Origin of the sequence: Streptomyces sp. NBC_00091, assembly GCF_026343185.1 — a bacterium.
GTDB lineage: Bacteria > Actinomycetota > Actinomycetes > Streptomycetales > Streptomycetaceae > Streptomyces.
On the sequence record NZ_JAPEMA010000001.1, the window covers coordinates 5,497,598 to 5,510,175 of the forward strand.

Below are 12,578 nucleotides of genomic sequence, written 5' to 3' on the forward strand. Positions count from 1 at the left end.
CTCGTTAGGATGCGGCCAATGCCCGATAGCCCCGTCACCACCCACCCGACGGACCGACGAATCGGCTTACTGGCCACTGCCCTGACCGGGCGTCTGGCCGAACTGAGCGAACGCGCCGTCGAGCGGATCCTCGCCCCCTCCGGCACCGTCGCCTACCGCCAACTGGTCCCCGTCGAGGAGCTGCACGGCTCCTGCCGCGCCCACCTGGCCTTCACCCTCAGCACCCTGACGGGCCGTCACAGCCCCGCCCCGGCCACCACCACCGCGCTCCGCCGGGCCGGCCAGGGCGTCCCGCTGCCCGCCGTGATCGCCGCCTACCACGCGGGCGGACGCATGCTGCTGGAGGAACTGACCGCCGAGGCGCGCAACGCCGGCCACGGCGGACTGGAGGTACTGCCCGACGGCGCGGCCCGCCTGCTCGGGCTGATCGAGACCGGCGCCCACGAGATCACCGCCGCCTACCAGCACGCGACGTCCGCCACCGCCGACCAGACGGGCCCCCCGGCCCTCGCCGAGCTCTTCGACGGCACGGCCCGCACCACCGAGGCGCTCTGGCGGGCGGCGGACGCCCTGCGCCTGCCGTACGACGGGCTGTTCGTGGTGCTGGTCGCCGACCCGCCGCCCGGACCGCCGCCCGAGCTCGGCAACCGCCTCGCCGCCCACGGCATCGCCTCCGCCTGGAGCCGCACCGCCGGCCTGCTGTCCGGGCTGGTCTCGGTCCGCGACCAACGCACCCTGGAGCGGCTGCTGGCCGTGCTCCAGCGCTCGGCCACCCTCCGCTACGGGGTGAGCCCGGCCTTCGTGAGCCTCGCCGACTGCGCCACCGGCCTGCGGCTGGCCCGGCTCGCCCTGGCCACCGCCGACCCGGCCGGCCCACCGGTCGCCGGCTTCGACGACGGCCCGCTCGCCGGACTGGTGGTGCACTCCCCGGACGTCGCCGCCCGCATGGCCCGCTCGGTCCTCGGCCCGCTGCTCGATCTCCCGGCCGAGCAGCGCACCATGCTGATCGGCACGCTCACCGCGTGGTACGCGGCCGCCGGCTCCACGGAGGAGGCCGCGCAGGCCCTGCACTGCCACGCCAACACCGTCCGCCAGCGGCTGCGCCGGATCCGCCAGCTCACCGGACGCACCGTCACCGACCCGGTCGGCACGGCCGAGTTGTACGCCGCGCTCCAAGCCGTCCGGGCGCTGCCGCCCTCCGTCCTGCGCTGACGCCCGCCGGCCCGGCCCCGGGCGCCGCCCCGGACAGGAGCCCGGGGCGGACGCCCGTTTCGCGTCCGTTAGAAGTAGCCGAGCTTCTTGGGGGAGTAGCTGGTCAGGATGTTCTTCGTCTGCTGATAGTGCTCCAGCATCATCTTGTGGGTCTCGCGGCCGATGCCGGACTGCTTGTAGCCGCCGAAGGCGGCGTGGGCCGGATAGGAGTGGTAGCAGTTCGTCCAGACGCGGCCCGCCTGGATCGCGCGGCCCGCCCGGTAGGCGGTGTTGATGTCGCGGCTCCAGACGCCCGCGCCCAGGCCGTAGGCCGTGTCGTTGGCGATGCGGATGGCGTCGTCGAAGTCCTGGAAGGAGGTCACCGACACCACCGGGCCGAAGATCTCCTCCTGGAAGATCCGCATCCGGTTGTCGCCCTCGAAGATGGTCGGCTCCACGTAGAAGCCGCCCGCCAGTTCACCGCCGTGGTCGATGCGCCCGCCGCCCGTGAGGATCTTCGCGCCCTCCTGCTGGCCGATCTCCACGTAGGAGAGGATCTTCTTCAACTGCTCTTCCGAGGCCTGGGCGCCGATCATCGTGTCCGTGTCCAGCGGGTGGCCCGGCACGATCAGTTCCGTGCGGGCGACCGCCGCCTCCAGGAAGTCGCCGTACCGGCCGCGCTCGATCAGCGCGCGCGACGGGCTCGTACACACCTCGCCCTGGTTCAGCGCGAACATCGTGAAGCCCTCCAGGGCCTTGTCGCGCAGGTCGTCGTCCGTCGACCAGATGTCGTCGAAGAAGAGGTTCGGGCTCTTGCCGCCGAGTTCGAGCGTGACCGGCTTCAGGTGCTCCGCCGCGTACTGCATGATCAGGCGTCCCGTGGAGGTCTCCCCGGTGAAGGCGACCTTCGCCACGCGCGGGCTGGAGGCCAGCGGCTTGCCGGCCTCCTCGCCGAAGCCGTTGACGATGTTCACCACCCCCGGCGGCAGCAGGTCCGCCACCAGGCTCAGCCAGTAGTGCACCGAGGCCGGCGTCTGCTCGGCCGGCTTGAGGACCACCGTGTTCCCGGCCGCCAGCGCCGGAGCCAGCTTCCACACCGCCATCAGGATCGGGAAGTTCCACGGGATGATCTGGCCGACCACGCCGAGCGGCTCGTGGAAGTGGTAAGCGACCGTGTCTTCGTCGAGCTGGCTGAGCGAGCCCTCCTGGGCGCGCAGGGCGCCCGCGAAGTAGCGGAACTGGTCGATGGCCAGGGGGAGGTCCGCGGCGAGGGTCTCGCGGATCGGCTTGCCGTTCTCCCAGGTCTCCGCGACGGCCAGGGCCTCCAGGTTCTGCTCCATCCGGTCCGCGATCCGCAGCAGGATCGTGGAACGCTCGGTGACGGACGTACGGCCCCACGCGGGGGCCGCCGCGTGGGCGGCGTCCAGCGCCCGCTCCACGTCCTCCGCCGTACCCCGCGCGACCTCGGTGAAGGGCTGGCCGGTGACGGGGGAGGGGTTGGCGAACCAGCGGCCCTGGGCGGGCTCCACGTACTCCCCGCCGATGAAGTGGCCGTAGCGGGACTCGTACGACATCAGCGAACCCTCGGTACCGGGCGCAGCGTAACGGGCCATGGGTGTCCTCCCCTTGCCGGGCGCCGGCCGCCGTCGGACAGCGCTCGGGGAGGAGGCTAGGAGCGGGCAGGTTGCGGGTACGTTGCACGCCGGACGCCGAGCTCCGCGTCGAGGGAGCGTACGCGGGCCAGCGCGGCCGGACGGCTCTGCGGCGGCAGCGCCGCGGCCAGCGCCCGCCACACCTCCGGGTCCTCCGCGCCCCACGGGCTGCACACCCAGTCCGTCAGCAGCCCCGCGTCCGCCCGGGCGATCACCGCGGCCCGCGCCTGGTCCTCGATCCGGCGCCGCAGCCGGACGATGCCGGGCGCCGAGGAAGCCGGCAGCAGCGGGCCCGGATAGCGGGTCAGGGCGGCCGAGACGGCCCCCGCCGCGAGATGCCGGGTCACGGCGGTGAAATCGGCCTCCAGCGGGGCGGCGGTGCGGTACGGGCGGGAGAGCAGGTTCCCGGCGCCGAGCAGGGCGCGCAGCCGGGACATCTCCGCCCGCAGGGTCACCGCCGCCACCGACCCCTCCTCGTACAGCGCGAAGGCCAGCTCCTCCCCGGTCATTCCCTCGGGGTGGTGCGCGAGCAGCGCCATGATCTCGCTGTGCCGCCGCCCCAGCGGGATCCGCCGGCCGCCGAGCACCAGCAGCGCCTCGTCACGGCCGAGCGCGGTGAGGGTGTCGCGGGCGGCGGGCGGCTGCGGGGCGAGCAGCGCCAGCTGGGCCTCGGCGGCTCGCGCCACCGCCTGCACGAAGGCCAGCGAATGGGGGTGGGCCAGCCCGTCACCCCCGGTGATGTCCACCGCGCCCAGCACCTGGCCCGTGCCGGGGTCCCGGACCGGGGCCGCCGCGCACGTCCAGGGGTGCACCCGGCGGCTGAAGTGCTCGGCGCCGAAGACCTGCACGGGCGCCCCGACGGCGACCGCCGTGCCGGGCGCGTTGGTGCCCATCGCCGTCTCCGCCCAGCGCGCGCCCGGTACGAAGCCGAGCCCCTCCGCCCGGCGCAGCGTGGCCGCCTCCCCCTCGACCCACAGCAGCCCGCCCCGCGCGTCGCACACCGCCAGGAGATGGGCCCCGTGCGCCGCGAACGCCCCCACCAGATCCCGGAACAGCGGCATCACCCGGGCCAGCGGGTGCTGCTCGCGGTAGGCCAGCAGCTCCGCCTCCGCCCGGTCCAGCCGGGGCGCGCACTCCGGGCTGACCCGAGCCCGCGCGCACCGCCGCCAGGACTTGGCGATCACGGCACGGACCGGTGCCTCGACCCGCCCGTCCCGGGTGAAGGTCTCGTGCGCCCGTCGCAGGACGCGCGTGCGTTCGACGGGATCGGCCCCGCCCGGCAGCGCCAACGACGGATCGCCCATGTCACCCTCCCGAGGGGCCGTGGAGCCGCGGGTACGCGGAGCGCCCCCATCGTCGTGCGGCTCCCGGGCCCCGACAAGCGTTACGTCGGCCAGTCCGCGCCGAAACCCGGCCGGGCGGGGGCTTCGGCGCGGCCACCCTCCCCGGGAGGCCTGCGGGGTGGCCGGGAACGTACCGGGGCACTGGCGCGTTGACGGGGGTAGTAGCCGACGCAGAAGGAGGTGTCCGCAGATGTCGAGGAGCGGAAAGGTCGCGGTTGCCGGAGTGGCGGCAGCTGTCGTGCTGTTCTGGCTGGTCGGGTTCTGGGCGGGGCTGGCGGTCCTGATCGGGGTCCCGGCGGTCGCCTACCTCCTGCTGGACCCCTCCCAGAGGCGCCGGATGCGGGGTATATCCAGGAAGCAGCTCGGCCGCTGAGAGCGGCAGGGGGGACATCGGGTCGTTTCATGAGCACCGTCGAGAGCTCCGCCGGGAGCATCACCGGGAGTGTCACCGGGAGTGTCACCGGGAACAGCGCACAGGTCGCAGCAGTCAGCAGCAACGCCGTGTACTCGTTCACGAAGCCGAACCGGGAGAGCATCACGCTCCTCACCGGACTCGGCGTCGAGGGCGACGTCCACGCGGGGGTCACCGTCAAGCACCGCTCGCGCGTGGCCCAGGACCCGACCCAGCCCAATCTGCGTCAGGTGCACCTGATCCACCGGGAGCTGTTCGAGGAGGTGGCCGAAGCCGGCTTCAGCGTCGCACCGGGCCAGCTCGGGGAGAACGTGACCACCGAGGGCATAGACCTGCTCGCCCTGCCGACGGGCACGATGCTGGGCATAGGCGAGGAGGCGGTGGTGGAGGTGACGGGCCTGCGCAACCCGTGTCCGCAGATCAACGCCTTCCAGGACGGACTGCTCAAGCAGGTCGTCGGCCGGGACGAGGAGGGCCGGGTGGTCCGCAAGGCCGGGATCATGGGCGTGGTCCACCAGGGCGGCACGGTCCGCCCCGGCGACCACATCACGGTCACCCTCCCGCCGCTGCCGCACGTTCCGCTCGAACGGGTCTGAGCGGGTCGGAGCGGGTCTGAGCGAGCCGGAGGGGCGCGGCGTCGGGTCAGTAGTAGTCCCGCATCAGGGTCGTCGCCCACTCCGGCTGCCGGGTCTCGCCGCGGGGGCCGAATTCCGCCATGTACGGCTTGAGGTCGAGCACGGGGGTGCCGTCCACCGCGTCCAGGCCCTCCACGTGCACGTCCAGGCCGTCCACCTTCAGCACCCTGCACCGCGAGAGGCCGATCCGGTTGGGCCGGTTCTTGCCGCGCTGGGCGAAGATCCCGACCAGCGGCCAGTCCTGGTTGTTCCGGGGGTGCCGGGCGCCCGTCTCGATCTTCTCCACCGGCACGCGGTCGAAGTGGTAGATCACCTCGACGTGCGAGAAGTCCTCCAGACCGTAGAGGGCTTCCGGGCCGAACCGGCCGGCGTCCAGCCGGATCACCGCCCGCTCCCGCGCCCAGTCGTCGTCGACGACCTCCGCCCGGCCGCCCACGACCACGCCCACCGGATCCGAATCCACCATCACCGTTCCCCGTTTCCCGTTTCCCTGTCCATGCGCCCGAGCCGTCTGGCCCGGGCCGTCTGCGCCAGGCCCTCTGTGCCCGGGCCGTCTGTGCCAGGCCGCGTGCGCCCTGGCCGATCGTGTCAGGCGGGCCGCGCGGCGACGCCGTCCAGCGCCGTCAGCAGTCCGGCGAGTTCCGGCAGCTCGCCGCCGCCCCCGCCGGGGACGGCCAGGACCTCGCCCGGCTCCTCGTCCAGCAGGACGAAGGCCGGTCCGCCGGTCCGGGCCACCAGGGACCAGCCGGGCCCGTCGGCCCGGAGGGTCCGCACGCCCTCGCCCGCGAAGGCCGACCGGACCCGGCCAGGCGGCGGTGCGTCCCGCGTGTACCCGACGGCCTCCCGCAGCGCCCGCGCGAGCCCGGGGTGCGCGGCGGCCGCCGCACCGCCGTCCGCCGCGACGCGCCCGCTCCAGTCCGCCCACTCCCGGGCGATCTGGTCCGCGCCCAGGCGCCGCTGCACCGGTCCCCACACCTCGCCCGACGGTGGGGCCAGCGGGACCCGCCCCGTACCGTCCGCGCCCTGCTCCGGATCGTGCGGCTCCGGAATGCCGGTCGCCGACACCGTCAGCTCCAGCGGCCAGCCCGCCAGCGAGACCACGATCGTCCGCTCGTCCGGCGACAGGTCGTACCCCATGCCGCAGTCCCACGAGGCGATGGCGGTGGCCACGAGCGAGACGTCGTCCACGACGACCGTCCAGCGCGCACCCTCCTCGTCCTGCCCCAGCACCAGCCCGTAGCCGTCGGTGACCGGCGGTACGCCCAGATGCGCGCAGGCCTCCGGGAAGTCGTCGCCGAGCACCGCCGGGAACTGCGTGGGGGTCAGCAGCACGGCAGTCAGCACGTACAGCGAGCCCCCGTCCTCCTCGTCGGACACCTGGCCTCCCGATCGCGTTCTCGTCGGCGCACCTTAACCAGCGGGTAACTCGCACGTCGAGACCCGACAGGTGTCGATTTCCAAGCCCGCTACCTGCACGTAGAGTTGGGGACCCGCCACAGAAAGGGAGACCGGTGCAGCGTTACGACCGGCTGAGGGAGATCCTCCGGCTCGACCCCGACAAGGACTTCCTGGCCATCTACCGGCTCACCGCCACCTACGAATTCCCCTGGGACTTCACCCGCGCCCTGGAACTCGCCCTCTTCAGGACCTATGCCGTCCCCGCCATCGGCGGTCTGCTCGCCGAGACCGCCGAGTTCACCGACCGTGCGCAGAAGCGCTACGACGACACCGCGCTGCTCCTCGACGCGGTCGTGGAGCACGGCTTCGAGAGCGACACGGCGCGCACCGCGATCCGCCGCGTCAACCAGATGCACCGCAGTTACGACATCTCCAACGACGACATGCGCTACGTCCTGTGCACGTTCGTGGTGATTCCCGCACGCTGGCTCGACGTCTACGGCTGGCGCCCGCTGACCCACCACGAGCGCCGCGCCTGCGCCAACTACTACGCCACCCTCGGCCGACACCTGGGCATCACGGACATCCCGGGCTCCTACGAGGAGTTCGAGGCCACCCTGAACGCCTACGAGGAGGCCCACTTCGGCTGGGACGAAGGCGGCCGCAAGGTGGCCGACTCCACCCTCGACCTGATGGCCTCCTGGTACCCGGCGCCGCTCGCCCCCGCCGTGCGCGGCGCGAGCCTCGCCCTGCTCGACGAGCCGCTGCTGCGCGCCTTCCGGTACGAGGTCCCGCGCCCCGGCGTCAGCCGGCTGGTCCGCGGCGCCCTGCGGCTGCGCGGCCGGGCGGTACGGCTGCTGCCGCCGCGCCGGGCCCCGCACTACGCCCGCCAGAACCCGGAGGTCAAGGGCTACCCCGACGGCTACGACGTGGGCGAGCTCGGCACCTTCCCCGTGCCCGGCGCGAGCGGCTGCCCCGTGCCGCACCCGCGCCGCCCGGCCGGAGCCGAGGCCCAGCCTCCCGCGTAGCCCCCGGGCCGCCGGCGGGTTCCGGGCCGCGGGCCGGCGTACCGGAAGGTCTTTCGCGGGCGCCGCGCGGGTTTCTCAGGCGCTGCGCAGGGCCAGGGCGAGGAAGCGGGCGTCCTCGTCGGCGTACGAGGTCATCCGCCAGCCGGAACCGGCCAGCAGCGGGCCGAGGTTGTGCTCGGCCCGCATGTCGTCCGGGGTCAGCTCGCGACCGTGTCGGGCGGCGAGCGCGGCTCGCCCGATCGGGTGAAAGAGTGCGAGCCGGCCGCCCGGGCGGACCACGCGGGCGAGCTCGCGCAGGTTCGCCGCCGGATCGGGCAGGTGCGCGATCAGCCCGGCGGCGAACACCGCGTCCAGGGCCCCGTCGCGCAGCGGCAGCCGGGCCACGTCCGCGCGCAGCAGCGTCCCCTCGGCCCCGCGCCCGGCCCGCTGCGCCGCGGCGAGCATCTCTTCGGTCAGGTCCACGCCGAGCACGGTTCCGGCCGGCCCGACGGCCGCGCGCAGCGGGACCAGCGCCCGGCCGGTTCCGCAGCCGGCGTCGAGCACCCGGTCCCCGGGCCCGACGCCGAACTCCGCCACGGCGGTCGCGAAGGCGGGTCCGTCCTCCGGGAACTTGTCGTCCCAGGCGGCCGCGCGCGCTCCGAAGAACTCCTGCACGTGCGTGTGGTCCTCGTTCGTACGGTTCATACGGCTCATGCGCACATGATTCCGCACCGGGCGACCCCTGCGGACCGTGCGCAAGGTGGTACGTGGCGTGATCGAAGATGAACGTATCTCTGTCATATTCCAGCAGTTACAGCGGCTTTCGAAATGCGCCCCTTGTTCGCGCCCTCACCCGGACTAGCGTCCCGTGGCCATGGGACACCTGGACCACGCCGCCTATGGCTGGCTGACACCCGCACTGTCATACGTGATGGCATCGATCGGCGCCGCCCTCGGCCTGCGCTGCACCGTCCGCGCGCTCGCCTCGACCGGCACCTCCCGCCGCAACTGGCTCCTCACCGCGGCCTCGGCCATCGGCACCGGCATCTGGACGATGCACTTCATCGCCATGCTCGGCTTCCACGTCACCGGCACCGAGATCCACTACAACGTGCCGATGACCCTCCTGAGCCTGCTCGTCGCCATGCTCGTCGTCGGCGGCGGGGTCTTCGCCGTCGGCTACGGCAAGGACCGCGGCCGCTCCCTCGTCCTCGGAGGCCTGACCACCGGACTCGGGGTCGCGAGCATGCACTACCTCGGCATGGCCGCCCTGCGCCTGCACGGACGGATCGACTACGACCCGCTCACCGTCGGGCTCTCGGTCGCCATCGCCGTCGTCGCCGCCACCGCCGCGCTCTGGGCCGCGCTCAACATCAAGTCGCCGGTGGCCGTCGCCGGGGCCTCCCTCGTCATGGGCGTGGCCGTCAGCAGCATGCACTACACCGGGATGATGGCCGTCGCCGTCCGCGTCGCCCCCTCGGACGCGGCGCTGCCCGGAGCCACCGCCCTGCAGTTCATCTTCCCGCTCGCGGTCGGCCTCGGCTCCTACCTCTTCATCACCGCCGCCTTCGTGGCGCTCTCCCCGACCGCGGACGAGCGGGCGGCGTCGGCGTCGGCCTCGGCGTCGGCGTCGGCCTGGGCGTCCGTGTCGGCCTGGGCGTCTTCGGCCACACCGCCGTCCGCGGCTGCTGCGGACCCGGGCTCCGGCTCCGCCTCCCGCTCGGCCCGGGGCGCCCGGCACCTGGGCGAGGGCGCCCTGCCCTCCCGCTGAACCCTCCCGCTGCCCCGCCCGCCCGCCCCGTGTACCGCCCCGGAACGAGGACCCCCATGCGCACACCCCGCAGAAGACCGGAAGCAGCGGCGCCGCGGCCCCCCGCGCCCCCGTCGCGCGGCCGCCGCGCACACGCCGGTCCCCCCGCCCCCGAACCACCGGGGCCCGAGCCCCACGGCCCCGCCCGGGCCGGGGGCGTCGGCGGCGGGGGCGGTCCGCGAATCCGGCTGCGACCCGCCACCGTCCGGGCGAAGATCGTCTCGCTGCTGATGGTCCCGGTGGTCTCGCTGCTCGCCCTCTGGGGCTTCGCCACCGTCAGCACCGCCCAGGACATAGCCCGGCTCAGCCGCATCCGGCAGGTCGAAGCCGAGATACGCACCCCCGTCGCCGCCGCCCTCACCGAAATCCAGGCCGAGCGGCGGGCCGTCGTCCGCTTCCTGGCCGACCCCGCCTCCGGCCAGGCGTCCGCCCTGGAGCAGCAGGCCCGGCGCACCGACGAAGCCGTACGGCGACTGCGGCTCGGTGACCGCCACACCGTCGCCGACTCCGGCGACTACCGCACCGGCACGGTCGTGCGGCTCGGCGCCTTCGTCGCCGACGCGGAGGCGCTCGGCTCCGCCCGCAAGGACATCGCCGCCCGCCGCGCCACCCCGGACGGCGCCTACGAGACGTACACCCGCGTGGCCGACTCCGCCCTCGCCGTCGAGGGCGCCCTCTCCGGCGGCCCCGACGCCGAACTCGGCCCCGACGCCCGGGTCCTGCTGGAGTTCGCCCGGGCCGGTGAGCTGCTCTCCCGGGAGGACGCGCTGCTCGCCCTGCCCGGCCCCCGCACCGCCGACGCGCTGCGCCGCCTGACGGGCACGGTGGAGACCCGCCGCACCCTCACCGCCGCCACCGCCCGGGACCTGCCCGCAGCCCAGCAGTCGGCCTGGGAGTCCGTGTCGAAGAGCGCCTCCTACGCCGAGCTCACCGCCGCCGAGGACAAGGCCCTGGCCACCGCCCCGGCCACCGGGGCCTCCGCCGCGGTCTCCGCCGCGCGCGAGGTCCACGGGGTGCCCGTCGGCTGGGACGCCGCCCACACCAGCGTGAGCGGCTCGATGCGCGAGATCCGGCAGGCCGCCCACGCCCGGGGCGCCGGGCGCGCCGATCCGCTCGCGGAAGGCGCGCTCAGCCCGGCCGGCGCCGCCGTCCTGCTGGGCCTGGCGGCGGTGGCGGCCTCGCTCGTGATCTCCGTACGCATCGGCCGCGCCCTCGTGGTCGAGCTGGTGTCACTGCGCAACACCGCTCTGGAGATCGCCCACCGCAAGCTCCCGCAGGCCATGGACCGGCTGCGCGCCGGACGGGCCGCGGACATCGACGTCGACGCCGAGGCACCGCCCGGGCGGCCCGCCGAGGACGAGATCACCCAGGTCGGCGAGGCGCTGTCCACCGTCCACCGGGCCGCCCTCAGCGCCGCCGTCGAGCGCGCCGAACTCGCCAGCGGGGTGAGCGGGGTCTTCGTCAACCTCGCCCGCCGCAGCCAGGTCCTGGTGCACAAGCAGCTCAACCTGCTCGACTCGATGGAGCGCCGCGCCGACGACCCGGGCGAACTCGGCGACCTCTTCCGGCTCGACCACCTCACCACCCGGATGCGCCGCCACGCCGAGAGCCTGATCATCCTCTCGGGGGCCGCCCCGGGCCGGGCCTGGCGGATGCCGGTCCCGCTGACCAACGTCGTGCGCGCCGCCGTCTCCGAGATCGAGGACTACCCGCGCGTGGAGGTCCGCCGGCTGGCCGAGGCCGCCGTCACCGGGGGATCGGTCGCCGACCTCACCCACCTCCTCGCCGAACTGATCGAGAACGCCACCCAGTTCTCCCCGCCCCACACCAAGGTCCGCGTCACCGGCGAGCCCGTCGGCGCCGGCTACGTCCTGGAGGTCGAGGACCGCGGACTCGGCATGGGCCGCGAGGCCCTCGCGGAGGCCAACCGCCGGATCGAGCACTCCGAGGACCTCGACCTCTTCGACAGCGATCGCCTCGGGCTCTTCGTGGTCAGCCGGCTCTCGGCCCGCCACGGGGTCCAGGTGCACCTGAGGCCTTCGCCCTACGGAGGCACCACCGCGGTGGTGCTGCTGCCCAACTCCCTCCTCCAGGCGGCGATCACGGCCCCGCCCCTGACCGAACCCGAACCCGAGCCGGAGCGGGAGCGGGAGCGGGAGCCGGAGATGGTGGCCGTTCCCGAGACGCCGGCCGTGCCCGGCGCCGGGCACCCGGCGGCCGCGCAGGAGCAGGCGCAGCTCCCGGCTGCCGTGAGCGTCGTACGGGAGACCGTGCGCGGGATCCCGGCCCCGGGCGGACCGCAGCCGGGCCGCCCGCCGGCGCAGGCGCCCGCGCCCGACGCGGGGCCCCGGCGGGGGCCCCTCCCCGCCCCGGTGGCGCCGCTGCGACCGCGCGGCCCCGGCGGCACGGTGATCCGTACCGCATCGGTACCCGTGACCGCCCCGGCACCCGCCGCTCCCGCCGCATCGGTGACCGAACTGCCGCGCCGGGTACGCCAGGCCAGCCTGGTCCCGCAGCTGCGCGAGGCCCCCGCCGCCAAGGCCGCGGCCGGCCCGTGGCCCCCCGAGGAGCCCCCGGACCGCAGCCCGGAGCAGGCGCGGGACCGGATGGCCGCCTACCGGGCCGGGTGGGCGCGCGGCTCACAGGACGACTCCCCCCACGCAGGCAGCGAAGGAGAAGTGTGATGATCGAACACCACAGGACGACCGGCCTCGACGGTGTCCGCCGGTCCGGGGAACTGGACTGGCTGCTGGACGACCTCGTCATGCGGGTGCGCGAGGTCCGGCACGCGGTGGTCCTGTCCAACGACGGGCTGGCGGTGGGTTCCTCCAGCGCCCTGAGCCGGGAGGACGCCGAGCACCTGGCGGCGGTCGCCTCCGGCTTCCACAGCCTCGCCAAGGGCGCGGGCCGGCACTTCCACGCCGGGGGCGTACGCCAGACGATGGTCGAGATGGACGAGGGGTTCCTCTTCGTCGCGGCGGCCGGGGACGGCTCCTGTCTGGCCGTCCTCAGCGCCGCCAGCGCCGACATCGGGTTGATCGCCTACGAGATGGCCCGGCTGGTCAAGCGGGTCGGCGAGCACCTTTACACGCCGCCCCGGTTCGCGGCGCGCCCGCCGGCCGCCGGGTGA

12 protein-coding genes are annotated in these 12,578 nt (G+C 74.6%); 7 read left to right on the forward strand and 5 right to left on the reverse strand.

Going from position 1 to position 12,578, the window contains the following annotated elements; translation table 11 throughout:
• Window positions 1–18: 18 nt before the first annotated feature.
• Window positions 19–1,212 (forward strand): CdaR family transcriptional regulator, encoded by a 1,194-nt coding sequence (locus OOK34_RS25350; RefSeq protein ID WP_267036154.1) that lies wholly within the window; start codon window positions 19–21, stop codon window positions 1,210–1,212.
• A 68-nt stretch (window positions 1,213–1,280) separates the two neighbouring features.
• Here the strand turns inward: OOK34_RS25350 and OOK34_RS25355 are convergent, their stop codons facing one another.
• Window positions 1,281–2,804 (reverse strand): aldehyde dehydrogenase family protein, encoded by a 1,524-nt coding sequence (locus tag OOK34_RS25355; protein ID WP_267036155.1) that lies wholly within the window; start codon window positions 2,802–2,804, stop codon window positions 1,281–1,283.
• Between the two features lie 56 nt (window positions 2,805–2,860).
• A complete protein-coding gene (locus tag OOK34_RS25360) occupies window positions 2,861–4,147 on the reverse strand; it encodes a helix-turn-helix domain-containing protein (RefSeq protein ID WP_267036156.1) in 1,287 nt (428 codons plus the stop codon).
• 229 nt (window positions 4,148–4,376) lie between these two features.
• Here OOK34_RS25360 and OOK34_RS25365 point away from each other — a divergent pair, with 229 nt between their 5' ends.
• Complete coding sequence (locus tag OOK34_RS25365; RefSeq protein ID WP_267036157.1) at window positions 4,377–4,559, forward strand: hypothetical protein; 183 nt, start codon at window positions 4,377–4,379, stop codon at window positions 4,557–4,559.
• A gap of 29 nt (window positions 4,560–4,588) precedes the next feature.
• Window positions 4,589–5,194 carry an MOSC domain-containing protein gene (locus OOK34_RS25370; protein ID WP_267036158.1) on the forward strand — a complete coding sequence of 202 codons (606 nt, stop codon included), beginning with the start codon at window positions 4,589–4,591 and terminating at the stop codon, window positions 5,192–5,194.
• A 46-nt stretch (window positions 5,195–5,240) separates the two neighbouring features.
• Here the strand turns inward: OOK34_RS25370 and OOK34_RS25375 are convergent, their stop codons facing one another.
• Both OOK34_RS25375 and OOK34_RS25380 read right to left on the reverse strand, forming a co-directional pair.
• On the reverse strand, window positions 5,241–5,699 hold the full coding sequence (locus OOK34_RS25375; RefSeq protein WP_267036159.1) for an SAM-dependent methyltransferase: 459 nt from the start codon (window positions 5,697–5,699) through the stop codon (window positions 5,241–5,243).
• A 122-nt stretch (window positions 5,700–5,821) separates the two neighbouring features.
• Window positions 5,822–6,610: a hypothetical protein gene (locus tag OOK34_RS25380; protein ID WP_267036160.1), complete on the reverse strand. Its 789-nt coding sequence runs from the start codon at window positions 6,608–6,610 to the stop codon at window positions 5,822–5,824.
• A 134-nt stretch (window positions 6,611–6,744) separates the two neighbouring features.
• Here OOK34_RS25380 and OOK34_RS25385 point away from each other — a divergent pair, with 134 nt between their 5' ends.
• The gene (locus OOK34_RS25385) at window positions 6,745–7,659 is read left to right on the forward strand and encodes an oxygenase MpaB family protein (RefSeq protein ID WP_267036161.1); all 915 of its coding nucleotides are present in this window, start codon (window positions 6,745–6,747) and stop codon (window positions 7,657–7,659) included.
• A gap of 75 nt (window positions 7,660–7,734) precedes the next feature.
• On the opposite strand, the gene OOK34_RS25390 is transcribed toward OOK34_RS25385, so the two are convergent.
• Window positions 7,735–8,343 (reverse strand): class I SAM-dependent methyltransferase, encoded by a 609-nt coding sequence (locus OOK34_RS25390; RefSeq protein ID WP_267036902.1) that lies wholly within the window; start codon window positions 8,341–8,343, stop codon window positions 7,735–7,737.
• A gap of 169 nt (window positions 8,344–8,512) precedes the next feature.
• Between OOK34_RS25390 and OOK34_RS25395 the strand changes: the two genes are divergently transcribed.
• Genes OOK34_RS25395 through OOK34_RS25405 form a run of 3 tightly spaced genes read left to right on the forward strand, consistent with a single transcriptional unit; the run spans window position 8,513 to window position 12,578 of the window.
• A complete protein-coding gene (locus OOK34_RS25395; RefSeq protein ID WP_267036162.1) occupies window positions 8,513–9,409 on the forward strand; it encodes an MHYT domain-containing protein in 897 nt (298 codons plus the stop codon).
• A 56-nt stretch (window positions 9,410–9,465) separates the two neighbouring features.
• The gene (locus OOK34_RS25400) at window positions 9,466–12,132 is read left to right on the forward strand and encodes an ATP-binding protein (RefSeq protein WP_267036163.1); all 2,667 of its coding nucleotides are present in this window, start codon (window positions 9,466–9,468) and stop codon (window positions 12,130–12,132) included.
• Entirely contained in the window at window positions 12,132–12,578 is a 447-nt protein-coding gene (locus tag OOK34_RS25405; protein WP_267036164.1) for a roadblock/LC7 domain-containing protein, read from the forward strand. The genes OOK34_RS25400 and OOK34_RS25405 overlap by 1 nt, the downstream gene beginning before the upstream one ends.